At 71.5% G+C, this 17,701-nt stretch carries 18 protein-coding genes; 9 read left to right on the plus strand and 9 right to left on the minus strand.

The window, feature by feature from the left end:
* Positions 1 to 44: 44 nt before the first annotated feature.
* Both ACFWE2_RS01700 and ACFWE2_RS01705 read right to left on the minus strand, forming a co-directional pair.
* Complete coding sequence (locus tag ACFWE2_RS01700; protein ID WP_377222471.1) at positions 45 to 626, minus strand: hypothetical protein; 582 nt, start codon at positions 624 to 626, stop codon at positions 45 to 47.
* Between the two features lie 147 nt (positions 627 to 773).
* Positions 774 to 1,544, minus strand: a complete 771-nt coding sequence (locus ACFWE2_RS01705) for an SDR family oxidoreductase (RefSeq protein ID WP_377222472.1) — start codon at positions 1,542 to 1,544, stop codon at positions 774 to 776.
* A 203-nt stretch (positions 1,545 to 1,747) separates the two neighbouring features.
* On the opposite strand from ACFWE2_RS01705, the gene ACFWE2_RS01710 reads away from it, so the two are divergent.
* From ACFWE2_RS01710 to ACFWE2_RS01725, 4 genes are all read left to right on the plus strand, one after another.
* Entirely contained in the window at positions 1,748 to 2,029 is a 282-nt protein-coding gene (locus ACFWE2_RS01710; protein WP_377222473.1) for a dsRBD fold-containing protein, read from the plus strand.
* Positions 2,026 to 4,887 carry a cation-translocating P-type ATPase gene (locus ACFWE2_RS01715; protein ID WP_377222474.1) on the plus strand — a complete coding sequence of 954 codons (2,862 nt, stop codon included), beginning with the start codon at positions 2,026 to 2,028 and terminating at the stop codon, positions 4,885 to 4,887. Before ACFWE2_RS01710 ends, ACFWE2_RS01715 begins: the two co-directional genes overlap by 4 nt.
* Positions 4,874 to 5,209, plus strand: coding sequence for a DsrE/DsrF/DrsH-like family protein (locus ACFWE2_RS01720; RefSeq protein WP_377222475.1), 336 nt, complete (start codon positions 4,874 to 4,876; stop codon positions 5,207 to 5,209). The genes ACFWE2_RS01715 and ACFWE2_RS01720 overlap by 14 nt, the downstream gene beginning before the upstream one ends.
* Positions 5,210 to 5,375: 166 nt before the next feature.
* Positions 5,376 to 5,906: a flavodoxin family protein gene (locus ACFWE2_RS01725; RefSeq protein WP_377222476.1), complete on the plus strand. Its 531-nt coding sequence runs from the start codon at positions 5,376 to 5,378 to the stop codon at positions 5,904 to 5,906.
* 52 nt (positions 5,907 to 5,958) lie between these two features.
* Here the strand turns inward: ACFWE2_RS01725 and ACFWE2_RS01730 are convergent, their stop codons facing one another.
* Positions 5,959 to 6,909, minus strand: a complete 951-nt coding sequence (locus ACFWE2_RS01730; protein WP_377222477.1) for an Acg family FMN-binding oxidoreductase — start codon at positions 6,907 to 6,909, stop codon at positions 5,959 to 5,961.
* A gap of 72 nt (positions 6,910 to 6,981) precedes the next feature.
* Positions 6,982 to 7,734 (minus strand): SDR family NAD(P)-dependent oxidoreductase, encoded by a 753-nt coding sequence (locus ACFWE2_RS01735; RefSeq protein ID WP_377222478.1) that lies wholly within the window; start codon positions 7,732 to 7,734, stop codon positions 6,982 to 6,984.
* A 173-nt stretch (positions 7,735 to 7,907) separates the two neighbouring features.
* Between ACFWE2_RS01735 and ACFWE2_RS01740 the strand changes: the two genes are divergently transcribed.
* From ACFWE2_RS01740 to ACFWE2_RS01755, 4 genes are read left to right on the plus strand one after another with little or no spacing between them, the layout of a single operon-like run.
* On the plus strand, positions 7,908 to 8,435 hold the full coding sequence (locus ACFWE2_RS01740; RefSeq protein ID WP_377222479.1) for a flavodoxin family protein: 528 nt from the start codon (positions 7,908 to 7,910) through the stop codon (positions 8,433 to 8,435).
* A 24-nt stretch (positions 8,436 to 8,459) separates the two neighbouring features.
* The gene (locus tag ACFWE2_RS01745) at positions 8,460 to 9,242 is read left to right on the plus strand and encodes an HAD family hydrolase (protein WP_377222480.1); all 783 of its coding nucleotides are present in this window, start codon (positions 8,460 to 8,462) and stop codon (positions 9,240 to 9,242) included.
* Positions 9,217 to 11,637: a glycoside hydrolase family 65 protein gene (locus ACFWE2_RS01750; protein WP_377222481.1), complete on the plus strand. Its 2,421-nt coding sequence runs from the start codon at positions 9,217 to 9,219 to the stop codon at positions 11,635 to 11,637. Before ACFWE2_RS01745 ends, ACFWE2_RS01750 begins: the two co-directional genes overlap by 26 nt.
* 2 nt (positions 11,638 to 11,639) lie before the next feature.
* The gene (locus ACFWE2_RS01755; RefSeq protein ID WP_377222482.1) at positions 11,640 to 13,562 is read left to right on the plus strand and encodes a heavy metal translocating P-type ATPase; all 1,923 of its coding nucleotides are present in this window, start codon (positions 11,640 to 11,642) and stop codon (positions 13,560 to 13,562) included.
* Positions 13,563 to 13,579: 17 nt separating this feature from the next.
* Here ACFWE2_RS01755 and ACFWE2_RS01760 read toward each other — a convergent pair whose 3' ends face one another.
* From ACFWE2_RS01760 to ACFWE2_RS01780, 5 genes are read right to left on the minus strand one after another with little or no spacing between them, the layout of a single operon-like run.
* On the minus strand, positions 13,580 to 13,765 hold the full coding sequence (locus tag ACFWE2_RS01760; RefSeq protein WP_377222483.1) for a hypothetical protein: 186 nt from the start codon (positions 13,763 to 13,765) through the stop codon (positions 13,580 to 13,582).
* 4 nt (positions 13,766 to 13,769) lie between these two features.
* Entirely contained in the window at positions 13,770 to 14,072 is a 303-nt protein-coding gene (locus ACFWE2_RS01765) for an SHOCT domain-containing protein (RefSeq protein ID WP_377222484.1), read from the minus strand.
* Positions 14,073 to 14,103: 31 nt separating this feature from the next.
* Positions 14,104 to 14,985, minus strand: coding sequence for a universal stress protein (locus tag ACFWE2_RS01770; RefSeq protein ID WP_377222485.1), 882 nt, complete (start codon positions 14,983 to 14,985; stop codon positions 14,104 to 14,106).
* Positions 14,986 to 15,004: 19 nt separating this feature from the next.
* Positions 15,005 to 15,775, minus strand: a complete 771-nt coding sequence (locus tag ACFWE2_RS01775; protein WP_377222486.1) for a hypothetical protein — start codon at positions 15,773 to 15,775, stop codon at positions 15,005 to 15,007.
* Between the two features lie 10 nt (positions 15,776 to 15,785).
* On the minus strand, positions 15,786 to 16,430 hold the full coding sequence (locus ACFWE2_RS01780) for an SRPBCC family protein (RefSeq protein ID WP_377222487.1): 645 nt from the start codon (positions 16,428 to 16,430) through the stop codon (positions 15,786 to 15,788).
* 259 nt (positions 16,431 to 16,689) lie between these two features.
* Here ACFWE2_RS01780 and ACFWE2_RS01785 point away from each other — a divergent pair, with 259 nt between their 5' ends.
* Positions 16,690 to 17,655, plus strand: a complete 966-nt coding sequence (locus ACFWE2_RS01785) for an Acg family FMN-binding oxidoreductase (RefSeq protein WP_377222488.1) — start codon at positions 16,690 to 16,692, stop codon at positions 17,653 to 17,655.
* Positions 17,656 to 17,701 lie beyond the last annotated feature (46 nt).

The raw sequence follows: 17,701 nt of genomic DNA on the forward strand, positions 1-17,701 counted from the left end.
CCCGGGGACCACCGGGACGGGCACCGCGGAGACGGAGTGCTGTGTCATCGCAGGACGGGGAACCGCTGGACCAGGGGCAGGCGTGCCCACTGCTTGCCGAGGCCGACGGTGTCACCGGCGAGGAAGGCGGCCAGCCCGATCAGCAGGACCGCGTCGATCAGGTGGTAGTCCACGAACGGGTTGTTCTCCAGGGGCAGCGACGCGAGCCACATCAGGAGCATGAGGAGCGCGCCGGTCCCGGCCGCGACCCGCATCCCGATGCCGAGTGCCAGGGCGAGCCCGATGCCGAGCAGGCCGAGCATGAACAGCCAGTCGACGACCGGGTTGCCGGCCAGGGAGCCGAAGAAGCCGGCGAACGGGCCTTCGACGCCGCTGAGGTAGCCCTCGGTCGGGGAGCCGCCGTTGATCCAGGCGCGCTCGGTCGGTGTGCCAAGGCCCCAGCCGAACAGCTTGTCGCCGAACGCCCAGAGGAACTCGACGGCCAGCAGCAGCCGGACGCCCGCAAAGCTGTACCGGGCGACCGTCGCGCTCGTGACGGTAGCGGCGGCCGTGTCGGCGGACACGGCACGCTCACGCGCTACCGGGCCGTGCGACAACGGTGCGGAGTGGTGGCTGATGGAGCTCATGATGTTCCTCCTCGGGTTGCGCCGGAACCGTTCCGGCTGCCTGGTACCAGCGTCCCGCGAGCGATGTGGACGGGTGCAGGGCCACGTGGCTCCTGTCGGTAGGACCTTGGTCCTGGGCCGGACCGGGTCGATGGCCCCGGGCGGCGTCTACCAGGTGGAGTCGCCGCGGATGACGGCGTCGGACCCGCCGTCGACGAAGATGACCTGGCCGCACAGGTGCGAGTTCTTCTCGCTGACGAGCCAGGTCAGGAGGTACGCGGGCACCTCGGGCCGCATGAAGCCGTTCAGCGGCATGGGCACCAGGGCGGACATGGCCGCGCGCTGGATCTCCGTGCCGATCATCCCCGCGACCATGGGAGTCTCGACGACTCCCGGCGCGATGGCGTTGAGCGGAATTCCTGCGCCCGCCCACTCCGTCCCCGAAGCGGCTCGCCGCAGCCATCGGCACAGGGCAACCTTGGAGCTGGCGTAGATGAGGTCGTTCTGCCGCGCCTCGACGAGCTTGGCGGCGCGCTCCAGCGCACCGGCCTCGTCGCCCGCGAGGCACAGGTCCACCAGCTCGGCGTCCGACGGCATGAGGCTCGCCATCGATGCCGTGGCGACCGCGCGAGGGGCTCGCGAGCCGGCGAGCAAGGGCTGCAGCTCCTCCAGCGTCGCGACCGTGCCGAAGAAGTTGACCGCGACGTCGTCCGGGGTCTGGTGCGCCACACCGGCGTTGGCGACGACCCCGTCGATGTGGTGCCGGCGTGCCCGGACCTCCTCGACCATCGTGGCCTGGCCGTCCGGGGTGCGGAGGTCGGCCTCGATCTCCGCGTCGTGGAGGTCCACACCGATGGCCCGGTCACCTCGCTGTTCGAGCAGCCGCAACGTCGCGCGGCCGATTCCCGAGGCCGAGCCGGTGACGACGATGGTGCGCATGATGGTTCCTCCGTGTCGTGCCGATCCCGGCAGGCCGCCGGGTAGCTCTCACGCTAGGTATCGGAACTCGGCGCGGCCCTGTGCCGTCGGTCCCGAGGCCTCGGGCCGTTGGTCCCTGGTGCGCGCCCTCGCTCGCGGGGAACGCTTGGGGGCATGCTCGCTCTCCCACGACGGGAGAGGCACCGATCGACAGGAGCACCGTCATGACCCACACCTGGAACGTCGCCATCCGCCTGTTCGACGCGGACGACATCGAGCGGGACGGCACGCTCACCGCCGCGCACGCCGTGCTGACCACGTCCAGCGGGACAACGCTCGAAGGCCATGGGCGTGCCCGGCGCAACCCGGACGACCCGCAGGTCCGTGAGATCGGCGAGGAGCTGGCCGCCGCTCGCGCTCTGCGGGACCTGGCAGACCGGCTGTTGCGGGCGACGTCGGACGACATCGCGCAGATCGAGCACCGCCCCGTCCATCTGCACCCGTGACCGCGGGTAGCCCGGCCCGGCCCAGCCGCCCGTCGTCCGTCCCGTCGACGATCTCCGAGCCGGCCGACCCGTCGCTGCGGGAGGCGGACGACGTGGTTCGCGAGCTCGGCGTCGATCCCGCCGTCGGGCTGAGCGCCGCCGAGGCCGCACGCCGGCTGGCCGCCGACGGGCCGAACGAGCTGCGCTCCAGGCCGCCCGTACCGCTCTGGCGCAAGGTGCTCGAGCAGTTCCGCGACCCGCTCGTGGCCCTGCTGCTGGTCGCCGTGGCCATCTCGGTCATCGTCTGGTGGGTGGAGGGCGCCGAGGGCGTGCCCGTCGACGCGGTGGTGATCGCCGCGATCGTGGTGCTCAACGCGGTGCTCGGACTGGTCCAGGAGAGCAGGGCGGAGAACGCCGTCGCGGCGCTGCGGTCCATGACCGAGGCGACGTCCACGGTCCTCCGGGACGGTCGCCGGGTCACCGTGCGATCCGCGGAGCTGGTCCGCGGCGACGTGCTCGTGCTGGCAGAGGGCGACGCCGTCGGCGCCGATGCGCGTCTCGTCAGTGCGACCGCCCTGCGGGTCCAGGAAGCGTCGTTGACCGGTGAGTCCGAGGCGGTGCTCAAGGACGCGATGGTCCTGCCGGCCGCCGCTCCGCTCGGCGACCGGTTCGACATGGTCCACAAGGGCACCGCCGTCGCGCAGGGCGTCGGAAGGGCCGTCGTGGTGGCCACCGGTATGGGTACGCAGATGGGCGCGATCGCACGGCTCCTCGACGCCACCGAGGAGGACGCCACCCCGCTCCAGCGGGAGATCTCCCGGGTGAGCAAGGTGCTCGGCCTCACGGTGATCGGTATCGCCGTCGTCGTCATGGTCGTCGCCGCCCTGGTCAACGACGTCCGTTCGGCGGCCGACCTCGTCGCGGTCCTGCTGCTCGGGGTCTCGCTGGCCGTGGCAGCGGTGCCCGAGGGCCTGCCCGCCATCCTGTCGGTCGTCCTGGCGGTCGGCGTGCAGACGATGGCACGCCGGAACGCCGTCGTGAAGAAGCTGCACTCCGCGGAGACGCTGGGCTCGGCGTCGGTCATCGCGTCGGACAAGACCGGCACCCTGACCAAGAACGAGATGACCATCCAGCGGGTCGTCACCGCCTCGGGCGAGGTCGTGCTCACCGGTGTGGGCTACCGGCCCGACGGCGATGTGCGCGCGGGGCCGGACGGCGACGGGGGACTGCTCACGGATGAGCCGCTGCTCCGGGAGGTGACCATGGTGCTGGGCGGCGGCTCGCTCGCCAACGACGCCCAGCTCGTCGACGAGGACGGCGAGTGGACCGTACAGGGCGACCCCACCGAGGCAGCGTTCCTCGTCGCGGCGCACAAGCTCGCGGGCACGGTGGACCGCGTGGCCGCCTTCGAACGCCGTGGCGAGGTCCCGTTCACCTCCGAACGCAAGCTGATGTCCGCGCTCGTCGACCCGCCGGGGGAGGGTGCCTGGGCGCTGGTCACCAAGGGCGCCCCCGACGTGCTGCTCGGACGCTGTACCGCCGTGCAGGTCGGCGATGAGACGGTCCCGCTCGACGACGAGCTGCGCGGAGCGGCGCTCGACGCGGTCGAGCGGTTGTCGGACCGGGCGTACCGCACGCTCGGCGTCGCCTACCGCCGGGTCGCGGAGGGCCTCGGGCCGGAGCGGCTGGAGGAGCACGAGTCCGACCTGGTCTACCTCGGAGTGGTGGGCATCATCGACCCGCCCCGGCCCGAGGTCACGACCGCGGTGGCCGAGGCCCGTCGGGCAGGCATCCGCGTCATGATGATCACCGGCGACCACCCGGTCACCGCCATCCGGATCGCGACCGACCTGGGCATCGTCGAGCGCGGGGCACGAGCGGTCACGGGCACGGAGCTGGACGGCCTCGACGGACCCGGCCTGCGCGAGGCCACGCGCACCGTCTCGGTGTACGCCCGCGTGGCCCCGCAGAACAAGCTGCAGATCGTCGACGCGCTCCAGGCCGACGGGCACGTGGTCGCCATGACCGGGGACGGCGTCAACGACGCGCCCGCACTGAAGACCGCCGACATCGGCGTCGCCATGGGCGTCACCGGCACGGAGGTGACCAAGGAGTCGGCCAAGATGATCCTCGGCGACGACAACTTCGCGACCATCGTCGCGGCCGTGCGGCAGGGCCGCGTCATCTTCGACAACATCAAGAAGTTCCTGCGCTACCTGCTCTCCTCCAACATGGGCGAGGTGTGCACCGTGCTGCTCGGCGTGCTGTTCGCCGAAATGGTCGGCCTGGAGGGCGTGGCCGGTGGCGAGGCCGTCGTCGTGCCGCTGCTGGCCACCCAGATCCTGTGGATCAACCTCGTCACCGACTCCGGCCCGGCCCTGGCCATGGGTATGGACCCCGAGACCGACGACGTCATGGCCCGGCCGCCACGGGGCATGCACGAGCGGATCATCGACGCGCGCATGTGGACGGGCGTGCTGAGCATCGGCCTCGTCATGGGGGTCGCTACCCTGCTCACCATCGACATCTTCCTGCCGGGGGGTCTGGTCGAGGGGGTCGACTCGCTCGCCGTGGCTCGCACCGCCGGGTTCACCACCCTCGTCCTGGCCCAGCTCTTCAACGTGTTCAACTCCCGGTCGGAGACGACGAGCGCGTTCCACCGCATGTTCGCGGGCCGCTGGCTCTGGGGAGCGATCGGGCTGGGCGTGCTGCTCCAGGTCGCCGTCGTCCAGGTGCCGTTCCTCCAGGTCGCCTTCGGCACCGCGAGCCTCGACCTCGCGCACTGGGGTGTCGCGGTCGCCATGGCCTCCTCGGTGCTCTGGTTCGACGAGCTCCGCAAGCTGCTGTGGCGGGCGCGGCATCCCGGTGCGGTGGCGTAGGTGCCCGTGGCGGCGCTCCATCATCATCTCCAAGGGCTCCGGCAAACCCGGTCTGCACCTGCCGACCTGGGTGGGCGGCGTGCCCGGCGTCTCCGCGGCGATGACCCGGTACATGGCGCGGAAGATGGACAAGCTTGACATCCCGCCGATCGCCGAGTTCGTCGAGATGATCGCCGACACCGGCGCGGGACTGTACGCGTGCCAGGCCTCGGTCGACCTGTTCGGCTTCACCAGGGACGACTTCATCGGGCCGGTCAAGGACGTCATCACGGTCGGCGAGTTCTACGACCTCGCGGCCGGCGGCCAGATCATCTTCACGTGACCTGCTGTGCCCTCCGGCGGGAGCCGGTGCCCCGAGCTCGGCCGGGGTCGACGGCAGGGCCGAAAGTCCCGCCGTAACGGGACGCTCAGCCCTGCCGGGCAGCCCGGGCGGACGAGGATCCTGGGCAAGGAACCTGGGGGGACCGATCTCGCGGAGGAAACTCGCCATGCGTGCCCTGATCGTCTACGAGTCCATGTTCGGGAACACTCGAGCCATCGCCTGGTCCATCGCCGCGGGCATAGAAGCGTCGATGCACGCCGACGTCCTCGAGGTGGGCGCGGCGCACGACATCGTGCCCCAGGACGTCACACTGCTGGTCGTCGGCGGGCCGACGCACGCGTTCAGCATGTCCTGGCCGTCGACCCGACGGGACGCCGCCGCGCGAGCACCGTCCGTCATCTCACGCGAGCGCGGGATCCGCGAGTGGCTCGGAGCGCTCCCGGGGGTGATGTCCGGGTCCAGGACCGAGGCCACCGCATTCGACACACGAACGACCGCGCATCTCACCGGGTCCGCCGCCCGAGCAGCCGCTCGCAGGCTCGACAGGCTCGGCTACCCCCTCGTCGCCGCTCCCGTGAGCTTCCGGGTCATCAGCCTTACCGGTCCGCTCGCCAGCGGTGAGCTCAACCGAGCCAGAACATGGGCCAAGGCTCTGGGATCCGAGGTGGCGGCCCGCCGGAGCAGCAGGACCTCTTGAGCTCCGGCGGCCGCCTACCGTACAGCGGCCGGCTGGATCGGGGGCTGCTGGATCAGGGCGAGACCTTGAGCGGAACGGAGCGGCGAGGCGTGTGCTCCGGCATCGAGCTGTACCCCAGCCGCATGAGCATCTGCGGTGCCCCGTCGAGCGACAGGACTCGGCGCAGGTCATGACGCGTCGTCGGGTTCTCCAGGACGGTGGTCGCGAACGAGGCATGGACGAAGTAAGTGGTGGCCACCAGCAGCACGTGCTGCAACGCCTGGCCCGCCGCCACCCAGCCCCGGGCGGAGTCCCCGGCGGTCGAGAGAATCGCCAACGTCGACCGCTCCTCGAACTGCGCCTTGCCGGTGCTCGCGATGAACCGACGCACCGGAGCCCGGTCGTCGTCGGCGGCAGGACCGAGCAGGTCCCGCGGGATGCCGTCCTCACGGCCGGGATCGGTGGCGGTCCACGCCTTCTCCTCCGCACGAGCCGCTGGGTCCTCCGCGGCAATGGCCTCCGCCCTGCGCATCAGCCCGATCACGTCCTCACGTACGGGCTCCGAGGGCTGGACCAGCCGCAGCTCCGCTCCTTCGTCCCGAGCGGCCTGCAGGATGGACATCAGCACGTCCGTGAACAACGGTTGGTCGTCGAACGGCACCCGTGACGTCGCGCGTCGCGCGATCGCCACGGACAGCTCGAGCTCGTCCATGTTCGGAGCGGGGCCTGGTTCGAACTCGATCTCGGCCACCAGGAGCTCGTCGTCGGGGTCCGGCAGGATCTTGACGACGGCGGTCAGCGAGTCCCGCCGAGCGGCCGTCCTGGCATTGAACAGGAACGCCCCGCAGCTGATCAGCATCTCCCTGCCGTGCGGGTCGGAGTGCCGCAGCTGACGCGCGGCATCCGCGCGCAGGGTCACGGCGCTCCCCGTGGCGTCCACCTGCCACGGCTGGGTGTTGTAGACGCTCGGGGCGCTCGCCGCTGCCCTCAAGATCCGCTCGACCCGCGAGTCGACGACGTCCATGATGTCTCTCCCTTCAGCTGACCGGCCGGGCTCGCACCGGCGCGGCTCCCCTCCCGCAGGCATGCGGTGGGCTCAGCGGGCGATGTACCCGCCGTCGACATAGAGCTCGGCGCCGGTCACGAAGGACGCGTCGTCGCCCGCGAGATAGGCGGCCGCTGCCGCGACCTCCTCCGGCCGGCCCAGGCGGCCCATCGGGGTCAGGTCCACCATGGCGGTCTCGAACTCCGTGCCCCTGGCCACGTCGAGGATCGGCGTGTCGATGAACCCCGGGTGGATCGAGTTGACCCGGACCCCGGCTCGCGCCCAGGCCAGCGCCACGTTCTTGGTGAGGGTGCGCACAGCGCCCTTCGCGGCGTGGTACGCCGGCGACGTGCCCAGCCCACCGCTGGTGCCGAAGATCGAGCTGATGTTGATCACGGACCCGTGACCCGAGGCCTTGAGCTGTTCCGCGGCGGCCCTCGTCCCGAGGAACACGCCGGTCTGGTCCACCGAGATCGTGCGTTCGTACTGGTCCAGCGTCGTGTCCTCGATGGTGCCGAGGTCACCGATGCCGGCGTTGTTGACCAGCACGTCCAGCCCGCCGAACTCGGACACGGCACGATCTACCGCCGCGGTCCAAGCACTCTCGTCGGCCACGTCGTGGTGCAGGAAGACCGCTCGGCCGCCCTTCTCGACGATCTCGTCCGCGACCTTCTGGCCCTCGTCGTCCTGGATGTCGGTGACCAGCACCGCCGCACCTTCCGCGGCGAGGCGTAGCGCAATCGCGCGACCGATGCCGCTGGCGCCACCGGTGACCAGGGCCGTTCTGTCGTTCAGGCGGTTCATGACTGATCACTCCCTCTGGCCGCTCGACCGCGGTCGCGGCCGGCAACCCCAGTCTTCGTCGTGTGGTTCGTGCGAGGCAGGGCCGAACGTCCTGCCGACCCGGGCCGGACGGCCCTGATGGCCCCGGTCCCGGGCGAGGAAGGTGGACTGCACAGGCACAGGAGGTAACAGCGATGCGTGCGCTCGTGGTCTATGAGTCCATGTTCGGCAACACGGAAGAGATCGCGCGGGCGATCGGGGAGGGGATCGAGGCATCGATGCGCGCCGATGTCGTCGAGGTCGGTGCGGCGCCCGACACCGTGCCGGCCGACGTCACACTGCTGGTCGTCGGCGGGCCGACCCACGCCTTCAGCATGTCCTGGCCCACGACGCGGCGCGACGCCGGCCAGCGGGCCACGACCCTCGTCTCCCGCGGCCGCGGTATCCGCGAGTGGCTCGGCAGCCTTCCGGCCGCGACGGCAGACACGGCGGCTACCACGTTCGACACCCGGGTGACCTCGCGCGTCACCGGATCCGCCGCGCGTGCGGCGAGCCACCGGCTGGACCGGCTCGGCTATCACCTCACCGCGGCCTTCACCAGCTTCCGGGTCACGGACGTCGCCGGTCCTCTCGTCGACGGCGAGGTCGATCGTGCACGCGACTGGGGCAGGGCGCTGGGCGCCGAGGTCGCGGCACGCCGGCCCAGCAGACCGAGCTCCTGACCTCGTCGACGAAGGGGAGACGACATGGCCCCGGCACGCCCCGCCGTGCTCGACCTCGCGCTCATCGACGCCGTGGTGCTCGACACGGACGGCGTCATCACGGATACCGCTCGCACGCACGCAGCCGCCTGGAAGCGTGCGTTCGACGAGCTCCTGCGTGAGCACGGCCGGCGGGTCGGCGCCGGTTTCCTGCCGTTCGACATCGACGCCGACTACCCGCGCTTCGTCGACGGCCGGTCACGCGAGGACGGCGCTCGCGGGTTCCTCCGGTCGCGCGACATCGTGCTGCCGGAGCAGGGCGGCGCCGGCACCGAGACCCTTGAGTCACTGCTCGAGCGCAAGAACCGATACTTCCTCGACGAGGTCCGCCACGGGTTCCACGCGTTCCCCTCCACAGTGGCCCTTCTGCGCACGCTACGGGACCGGGGGACCGGGATCGCGGCCGTCTCGGCGAGTCGCAACTGCGGGCCGGTGCTGCGTGCCGCTGGAGTAGACCTCTTGGTCGATGTGCGGGTGGACGGCCTGGATGCCGAACGGCTCGGGCTCCCGGGCAAGCCCGAACCGGCTCTGTTCCTGGAGGCCGCCCGGCGCCTGACGGTGGCCCCGAGCCGGTGCGCACTGATCGAGGATGCCCTGGTCGGCGTCGAGGCCGGCCACCGGGGCGGCTTCGGGCTGGTGGTCGGGGTGGACCGGCAGCACCGGATCGGTGACGACATGGCGGCCAGGGGAGCGCACGTCGTAATCGGCGATCTCGCCGACCTCCGCGTGACCGGGGTGAGACATGGAACACGCGACGCTGTCGTATGAGGGCTTCGACCCAGCGGCAGAGGGCCTGCGGGAGGCCTTGTGCACCCTGGGGAACGGCTACGTCGCGACCCGTGGCGCCGCACCGGAGTCGCACGCCGACGGCGTCCACTACCCGGGCACCTACATCGCCGGCTGCTACGACCGGCTGACCTCGACGGTTGCCGGGCGCACCGTCGAGAACGAGGACCTCGTCAACGCGCCGAACTGGCTGCCGCTGACCTTCTGCACGCCAGGACAGGACTGGCTGGGACTCACGGCGGAACAGGTCCTGGACCACCGGCAGGACCTCGACACACGGCGCGGGGTGCTGACCAGGCGAACCCGGTTCCGTGACCCGCTCGGCCGTGTGCTCGCGATCACCCAGCGGCGGCTCGTGTCGATGCACGACCCCCACGTGGCCGCCCTCGAGACGACGTTCGTGGCGGAGAACTGGTCAGGAACCCTTGAGCTGCGCGCGAGCCTCGACGGGCGGGTGACCAACTCCGGGGTCGCGCGCTACCGGGACCTGGACGGCGGCCACCTCGTCCCCGTCGTGGAGGGCTACGACGAGGACGAGGGGGTGGCCTGGCTGCAGGTCCGCACCGCTACGTCGCAGGTCCGGATCGCGCAGGCGATGACGGTGGCGGTCACGGACCGGTCGAGGCCGGTAAGCACCGTGTTCGAGCACGACGCCGGCGCGCCGGCCTTGCGGCTGTGGTCCGACCTGGCCCAGGGCGTGCCACTGACGGTCGAGAAGCGGGTGGCGATGTACACGTCGCAGGACCGGGCGATCTCCGAGCCCCTCGACGCCGCGCGCCGGCACGCGGCACGCCTCGCGTCCTTCGAGGAGCTCCTGGCGGACCACGTCCGCGCCTGGGACCGGCTGTGGCAGGAGAGCGCCGTCGTCGTCCCGGGCGAGGCGCAGCAGGCGCTGGACCTGCACGTCTTCCACCTGCTGCAGGTCCTGTCCGAGCACACGGCGCAGCTCGACGTCGGCTTGCCGGCGCGCGGTCTGCACGGCGAGGCGTACCGGGGACACGTCTTCTGGGACGAGCTGTTCGTGTTCCCGTTCCTGCTGCTCCGCCTGCCGCACGTGGCGCGGTCGCTGCTCATGTACCGGTGGCGGCGTCTGCCGCAGGCACGCCGTGCGGCATCCGACGCCGGTTACCGGGGTGCCATGTATCCCTGGCAGAGCGGGAGCGACGGTCGGGAGGAGACGCAACGGATGCACCTGAACCCCGCGTCCGGCCGGTGGCTCGAGGACCACACGGACCTGCAGCGGCACGTCGGGATCGCCGTGGCGCACAACCTGTGGCAGTACTACGAGGCGACCGGGGACCTGGAGTTCATGCGTGGCCACGGCATCGAGATGCTGGTGGAGATCGCCCGGTTCTGGTGCAGCCTGGCGACGTACGACGCCGGGGCGGACCGGTACGACGTCCGCGGCGTCGTGGGACCGGACGAGTACCACGACCGGTACCCCGGTGCCGACCAGCCCGGTATCGACAACAACGCGTACACGAACGTGATGATCACTCGGGTACTGAGATACACGCTGGACGCGCTCGCGCTGCTGCCCGCGCAGGAGCGGTACGCACTGGGCCGGCGGCTTCAGCTGGACGAACGCGAGACGGACCTGTTCGACCATGTCAGCAGGCGGATGCGCGTCGTGTTCCACGCAGACGGTGTGATCAGCCAGTTCGAGGGATACGACCGGCTCGTGGAGCTGGACTGGCCGGCCTACCGGTCGCGGTACGGCGACATCCGGCGGCTCGACCGGATCCTCGAGGCGGAGGACGACTCCGTCAACCACTATCAGGCGTCCAAGCAGGCAGACGTCCTGATGCTGGTCTTCCTGCTCGGCGAGGGCGGTGTGCGTGGGACGCTGCGATCGCTCGGGTACGAGCTGGACCATTCGGCGCTGAACCGTACGGTGGACTACTACCTTGCCCGCACCAGCCATGGGTCGACGCTGAGCGCCGTGGTGCACGCCTGGGTCCTCGCCAGCGTGGACCGCAGCGCCTCCTGGCGGTTCTTCCGTGAGGCGCTCGACAGTGACATCGCCGATGTCCAAGGGGGGACGACCGCCGAAGGGATCCACCTCGGCGCCATGGCGGGCACCGTGGACCTAGTCCAACGGTGCTACACCGGCCTGGCTCTGACCGGCGGCGTGCTCCGGCTCAACCCGCGGCTGCCCGCGGAGCTCGACGCCCTGGAGCTCCGGCTCCGTTACCGGGACCACTGGGGAGTCATGGTGCGGTGCGACCATGACGGTGCGCGCGTCGGACTGGCCCGGTCCCGGCAGCGGTCCATCACCGTCGCGCTCGACGGCGGGGAACGTGCGCTGGCACCGGGGGAGAGCTGGGCGGTGCGCTGGAGCGATCTCGACCAGCACGACGTGGCGGAGGAGACGTGACCATGCGGGTACTTCGCGGCCTGCGGCGGTATCCCGGGATCACGGTCGCGGTCGTGGCGCTGGTGGTGGTGCTCTTTCTCCGCGCCGCGGGCGAGGGCGACGTCGCGCGATGGGTCGCCACGGTGTACGTCGGCGCGTTCATCGTGTGGACGCTCGTCGGGATGGTGCGCGACGTGCTTCGCGGGCACGTCGGGCTCGACGTCCTCGCGGTCGTTGCCATGGTCGCGACCCTGGCGGTCAGGGAGTACGTCGCAGCGCTGATCATCGTGCTGATGCTCTCGGGCGGCAGAGCGCTCGAGGACTTCGCCGGGCGGCGTGCCAAGCGTGACCTGACGGCCCTGCTCGATCGCTCGCCCCGTGTCGCGCACGTGCAGCGTCCCCCGGGCGCATCCCGGGCCGAAGGGCTGGAGGACGTCGCCGTCGACGACGTCGCCGTCGGGGACGTCCTGCTCGTGCGGCCCGGCGAGATCGTGCCGGTCGACGGCGTCCTGCTCGGTGACGGCGGGACGTTCGACGAGTCCTCGCTGACCGGGGAGAGCCTGCCGGTCACCCGCGGGGCCGGCGAGGCGGCTCTGTCGGGCGCCGTGAACGGGACACGGGCGGTGCGGATCCGGGCCGTACGCCGCAGCGCGGACAGCCAGTACCAGCAGATCGTCGCGCTCGTGCGGGCCGCCGAGGACTCGCGGGCGCCGGTCGTCCGGCTCGCCGATCGTTTCGCGGTCCCGTTCACAGCGGTCGCGCTCGTCCTGGCGGGTGCGGCGTGGACGATCTCCGGGGACCCGACCCGCTTCGCCGAGGTGCTCGTGCTGGCGACCCCGTGCCCGCTCCTCATCGCGGCACCGGTCGCGTTTCTCGGTGGGCTCTCGCGTGCGGCCAGGAGCGGGGTGATCGTCAAGAGCGGCACGGTCATCGAGCAGCTCGCACGCCTGCGGTCCGCCGCCTTCGACAAGACGGGAACGCTGACGCGGGGCCGCCCTGGCCTCGTCGCCGTCCGGCCCGCCGCCGGCTTCACCGCCGACGAGCTGCTGCGGCTCGCGGCCTCGGCCGAGCAGTATTCGTCGCACGTGTTCGCCGAGAGCATCCACCGTGCCGCGACCGAGCGTGGCCTCGACCTGCTGACCGCCACTGATGCGGCCGAGGTCGCGACGAACGGCGTGACCGCCGTCGTCGAGGGCCGGACCGTCGTCGTCGGCAAGCCTGCCTACGTCGCGTCGATCGCGCCGGACACGATCCGGGCAACCCTCGGTCCCGGAGAGGCGGCGGCCTACCTCGCCGTCGACGGACGGTTCGCGGGCACCATCGTCCTCGCGGACGACCCGCGCCCCGAGTCGCCGGCAGTCGTCTCCTGGTTGCGGGAGAACGGCATCGAACACATCACGATGCTGACCGGGGACGCCCGGCCGACGGCGGAGTCCATCGCTCGGCAGGTCGGGATCGACGACGTCCGGGCCGAGCTGCTCCCGCCGGAGAAGGTGCGGCTCGCCGCCGAGCTGCGTCCGCGGCCGGTGATGATGGTCGGCGACGGGGTGAACGACGCCCCGGTACTGGCGGCGTCCGACGTCGGTGTCGCCATGGGCGCGAAGGGCGCGACCGCGGCAGGGGACGCCGCCGGTGTGGTGCTCCTCGTCGACTCGCTCGCCAAGGTCGTCGACGCCGTCTCGATCGGCCGGCACACGTTGCGGGTCGCGCTCACGGCCATCTGGATCGGCATCGGGCTGAGCACCGGTCTCATGCTGGTGGCCATGACCGGGGCGATCCCCGCCGTCGCGGGTGCCCTGGTGCAGGAGCTCGTCGACCTGGCGGCGATCCTGTACGCGCTCCGTGCGCTGGGCGGCTCGCCCACCGGCCTTGGCGTGGTCCCCGAGCGTGCGGCCGGGACCAGCGTCGCTGACACCTGTGCACAGGACACCTACGCCCAGGAGTAGCGAAAGCCTGGTGCGCGTCAGCCGGCGAGTGCGGCGAAGGCCTCGTACACCATGAAGGCAGGCCAGAAGATGCCCTGCACGATCGCCCAGACGAACTCCCAGAAGCCGTCGGCCTGCTGCCAGAAATAGACCCAGGCACCGAAGATGCCGAGCCCGTAGATCACGCCGCCGCCGGCGGCCGCACCCGTGTTCCGGTCTGCCATCACGTCATCTCCTCTGCTGGGTCGTGTCCGCGGGGTGCGGTGGTGGTCCGGTCGTGTCCAGGACGTGCAACCGCCGGGTGTACTCGTTCTCGTCGATGTCGCCCTGGGCGAACCGCTGGGCCAGCACCTGCCGCGCGGACGTGCCTGTCTCCGGCATCCCACGGGACCTGTCGGGGCCCCTGAGGTAGTGGGCTGCGGTCACCACACCGGCGACGATCAGCCCCCACAGCAGCAGCCCACCGACGATCATGAAGACGACCATGAGGAGGACGCCCCACATGCCCGTCCCGTAATTTCCGTACATCATCGTTCTCTCCTTCCGCTCGGACCGCGTCCGGTCAGCTGACCGGATGACGGTGTGCGTGCACGACCAGGACCGGGCACGACGCGCCGCGGACCACGGAGTCGGGCACACTGCGCAGCAGGCGCCCCGCGACCGCCGAGTGGCTGCGTCCGCCGACGACCAGGAGGTCGTTCCGGGCCAGGCCGTCGAGCAGCGTGGCGACAGGGTCGCCGCGGCGGATCACCACGGTGTAGGTGACCGTCGGGTACTTGTCCGACCACCGCGCCAGCCGATCAGCGAGGTCCACCGCTGCGGCCTCGTGCCACGACGCTGCCACGGGGTCCATGTTGAGCAGGGCCGACGAGATGGGGTCGGTCCCCGTCACGTGCAGCACCTCGAGCGGGCGTCCGCGTGCGTCCGCCTCCGCGAACGCTGTGCCCAGGACGTCCGGCTCGTCGACGGGACCTACGCCGACCCGGATCTTCCGGGGTTCGTCGGTCGCCGCCCCGGCAGGTACCACCGCGACCGTTCCGGGTGCACCGGCCGCCAGGGCCGAGGAGACGGACCCGAGCAGTGCGCGGTCGAACGCGCGCAGCCCGCGACGCCCCACCACGACGAGGTCGTCGGCGGTCGACTGCGCGGCCAGCACACGGGCCGCCTTGCCCGGCAGCACACGTGTCTCGATGTCCCTGCCCCCGGGTCGCCATCCGTGCAGCTGGTCCCGGGCGGCACGGGCCGCACGGTGCGCCAGCTCACGCGCCTCCTCGACGAGACTCGCCATGCCGGGATCGACGTCGCCCTCCTCGAGGTGTGCCGCCACCACCGCCAGACGGGCGCCGTGCAGGTCGGCGGTGGTGGTCGCCCAGCTCAGCGCCGCCAGACTCTCGTCCGAGCCGTCGACTCCCACGACGACGCTCCGGTACCAGGTGTTGTTCATGATCGTCCTCCTCTGCTCACTACCAGGACACCAACGGACCCGTCCCGACGGCAGAGACGAGCGGCCCGCACGAACGGGACCAACGTCCCCTGATCGGACACTGGTCAGTCAGCGGGGTCTCGGCCGGCTCTCCGGCCGACCGGGTGCGTCGTGCAGGGAAAGAAGAGCGAACGCGCGACGCCCGCGGTGAGCGATGCGAGGTGACAGCCATCAGCACTCCGGCCAGCACGTAGAGGGTGGCGACCACGACGACCGGGCTCCGCTCGTCGATGAACGGAGACGGTGCGAAGGTCCAGAGGATCGCGACCAGCCAGGCTCCGGCATTCACCGGCACCCACCGGAACGTGCCCGGTCGCGCGAGCACCAGCCACTGCGCGACGGGGATGCTGGCGAGCAGCACGATCCCGCCGGCGACGAGCGCGAGCAGCGCGGCCGGTTCCCCGAGGTCCGTGCCAAGGGTGCTCGGCATCATCCCGAGCGCCCAGGCCAGTGCCGCCGCGAGTGCCGTGGCACCGATCCACCGCCGTGCGGCAGGGCGCCCCGTGCGCATGCCGAGGTACTGCCCCGACGCGAGGGCCGCACCTTCCATGGCACCACCGACCATCGCGAGGGCCAACCGGCCGGGGCCGTCGATCCCGGCGACGAGGCCGAGGACCGCCAGGGCCGTCGCGAGCGCAAAGCCGACGCCCTCGCCCACGGAGACGGCCAGGATCCACCGGCGCCGATCGAGTCGATCGGATCGACGTAGGTCCACGCCAGGGCGTGCGGTGCGTCCGTCCGCTGGGCGCATGGGTCGCTCCTCAGGCCCCGGTCGCCGTGCGGCGCTCGGCGCGCTCCCGGATGCCGCGGAGCATCCGTTGCGACATGAGGAAGCTCACCATCTCGACCGGTTCCGCGAGCAGACGCGCCCAGCCGGCCAGGTACGCGTATCGCTCACGGACGATGAGGCGGGTGACACCCGGTGCATCCTCGGTGAGAACGAAGGCCCAGGTGAAGTCGTAGGGGGCGGGGGCGGTCGTGCCGTCCCCGGCCACCGCGCCGCGCAGCACGAGGTGGTGCGTCTCCTCCAGGTCGACCACCCGCAGCCCGACGGAAGGGGCGAGCCTGACCTCGTCGCCGACGGCGCGGACGCGGAGCTCGGGCATGACGACGTCCGACGAGTGGATGTCACAGCCGGCGAGGTTCTCGAGCCAGTCGTACGTGTAGAAGCCGCCCCGATTCTGGCCGAGCTGGGCGACCCATCCCCACACGTGCGAACGTGGGGCTTTGATGGTGATCGCTCGCGTGGCCTGCAGATCAGGCGCGGGGAGCCAGCCGTCACCGGGCAGCGGCATCGTGAGCTCCCCGGCGTCGGCACCCCAGCGAAGGGATGCTCGACGTACGGCCCACGCGGCCGCGATCGCGGTGCCGGCGACGAGGACGCACCGGTACAAGGCACTTTTCATGGCCACCCTCCTCCTGTTCGTCACCAGGACATCAACCGGTCGCCCAGGGCGGCAGGGGCGATCGTCCGGCCGGTGCGAGGCATTGGTCTGTCCCGAACGGGACCAAGGTCAGGTGAAGCGAGGACCACCTACCCTGCCGGGGTCGGGGAGCGGGTGATGTCCTGGCCAGGAGCACGAGTCGGTCCCCGCGGGGATGGAGGTGACTCCGGACCCGGCGGGGCGGGCCGACGGCCGTGGACGAGAATCGAGGAGACGAGAAATGGATGTCGTCGACGCACGGATCGAGAGGATCCTGAGAGCGGCCGGAGACGCCCCGAGCGTCTTGAACACCCAGCCCTGGCAGGTGGCGGTCACGGGTTCCGGCCTGACCCTTCGTGCCGACCCGTCGCGACGGCTGCGGCACAACGACCCGCAGGGCCGTGAGATGTTCATCAGCTGTGGGGCCTTCCTGTTCAACGCCAGGGCCGCGGCCCGCCGTGAGTCGCTGACCGCGGTCGTGACGGTGCTGCCCGATCCGGAGGACGAGCTGCTCGTCGCCGAGGTCGTGCTCGAGCCGGGTGGCGACCCGAGCGCTGACGAGCTCGAGCTGTCCCTGGCGATCGAGCACCGCGCGACCTCCCGCACGCCGTTCGACGACCGGCCCCTTCCCGGGGACGTCCTGGCCGTCATCCAGCGCGCGGCTCACTCCGAAGGGGCAAGCCTGCGCACGATCCAGCCCGCTGACCCCTCGCGTGCCGAGGTGATCGGCCTCATGCGGCGGGCGGAGGCGATCGCGGCGGAGGACATGGCCGGTCGCGGCGAGGAAGCGGCGTGGACGACCGGCTGGCCGGGGCGTGACGACGGCATACCCGCACACCTCCTGGGGCGCGCGCCGAGCAATCCCGACGCTCCGGTGCGCCGGTTCCCCGCCAGCGTGGGCCGCGAACAGTTCGAGCGAAGCTCGACGCTGGCGGTCCTGAGCACGTCCGGCGATTCCCCCAGGGAGTGGATCGCGGCCGGCCAGGCGCTGGAGCACGCGCTGCTGGCTGCCACCACCCACTTCGTCCACGCGTCGTTCGCGACCACCGTCCTCGAGAACCCGACAACGCGTCACGACCTGCGCAAGGCCTTGTCCCTCGGCGGGTTCCCGCAGATGCTCATGCGGCTCGGGAACAGCCCGAGGCCGACGAGCGCACCGCGCCGGGCCAGCGTGCTCCGTGACGCCGCGCCCCGCCGCGCCGAGTAGCCGGCGAACCCGGTAACCGTCAGCCCCGCGGCCCTCACCGCGGGGC

It is taken from the genome of Promicromonospora sp. NPDC060271, from assembly GCF_042726755.1.
GTDB lineage: Bacteria > Actinomycetota > Actinomycetes > Actinomycetales > Cellulomonadaceae > Promicromonospora.

Coding starts and splice junctions, on each gene's coding strand:
- ACFWE2_RS01745 (WP_377222480.1), top strand. CDS start 8,460: ATGGCCCCGGCACGCCCCGCCGTGCTCGACCTCGCGCTCATCGACGCC.
- ACFWE2_RS01725 (WP_377222476.1), top strand. CDS start 5,376: ATGCGTGCCCTGATCGTCTACGAGTCCATGTTCGGGAACACTCGAGCC.
- ACFWE2_RS01765 (WP_377222484.1), bottom strand. CDS start 14,072: ATGATGTACGGAAATTACGGGACGGGCATGTGGGGCGTCCTCCTCATG.
- ACFWE2_RS01700 (WP_377222471.1), bottom strand. CDS start 626: ATGAGCTCCATCAGCCACCACTCCGCACCGTTGTCGCACGGCCCGGTA.
- ACFWE2_RS01775 (WP_377222486.1), bottom strand. CDS start 15,775: ATGCGCCCAGCGGACGGACGCACCGCACGCCCTGGCGTGGACCTACGT.
- ACFWE2_RS01770 (WP_377222485.1), bottom strand. CDS start 14,985: ATGAACAACACCTGGTACCGGAGCGTCGTCGTGGGAGTCGACGGCTCG.
- ACFWE2_RS01710 (WP_377222473.1), top strand. CDS start 1,748: ATGACCCACACCTGGAACGTCGCCATCCGCCTGTTCGACGCGGACGAC.
- ACFWE2_RS01780 (WP_377222487.1), bottom strand. CDS start 16,430: ATGAAAAGTGCCTTGTACCGGTGCGTCCTCGTCGCCGGCACCGCGATC.
- ACFWE2_RS01735 (WP_377222478.1), bottom strand. CDS start 7,734: ATGAACCGCCTGAACGACAGAACGGCCCTGGTCACCGGTGGCGCCAGC.
- ACFWE2_RS01785 (WP_377222488.1), top strand. CDS start 16,690: ATGGATGTCGTCGACGCACGGATCGAGAGGATCCTGAGAGCGGCCGGA.
- ACFWE2_RS01705 (WP_377222472.1), bottom strand. CDS start 1,544: ATGCGCACCATCGTCGTCACCGGCTCGGCCTCGGGAATCGGCCGCGCG.
- ACFWE2_RS01730 (WP_377222477.1), bottom strand. CDS start 6,909: ATGGACGTCGTCGACTCGCGGGTCGAGCGGATCTTGAGGGCAGCGGCG.
- ACFWE2_RS01760 (WP_377222483.1), bottom strand. CDS start 13,765: ATGGCAGACCGGAACACGGGTGCGGCCGCCGGCGGCGGCGTGATCTAC.
- ACFWE2_RS01750 (WP_377222481.1), top strand. CDS start 9,217: ATGGAACACGCGACGCTGTCGTATGAGGGCTTCGACCCAGCGGCAGAG.
- ACFWE2_RS01740 (WP_377222479.1), top strand. CDS start 7,908: ATGCGTGCGCTCGTGGTCTATGAGTCCATGTTCGGCAACACGGAAGAG.
- ACFWE2_RS01755 (WP_377222482.1), top strand. CDS start 11,640: ATGCGGGTACTTCGCGGCCTGCGGCGGTATCCCGGGATCACGGTCGCG.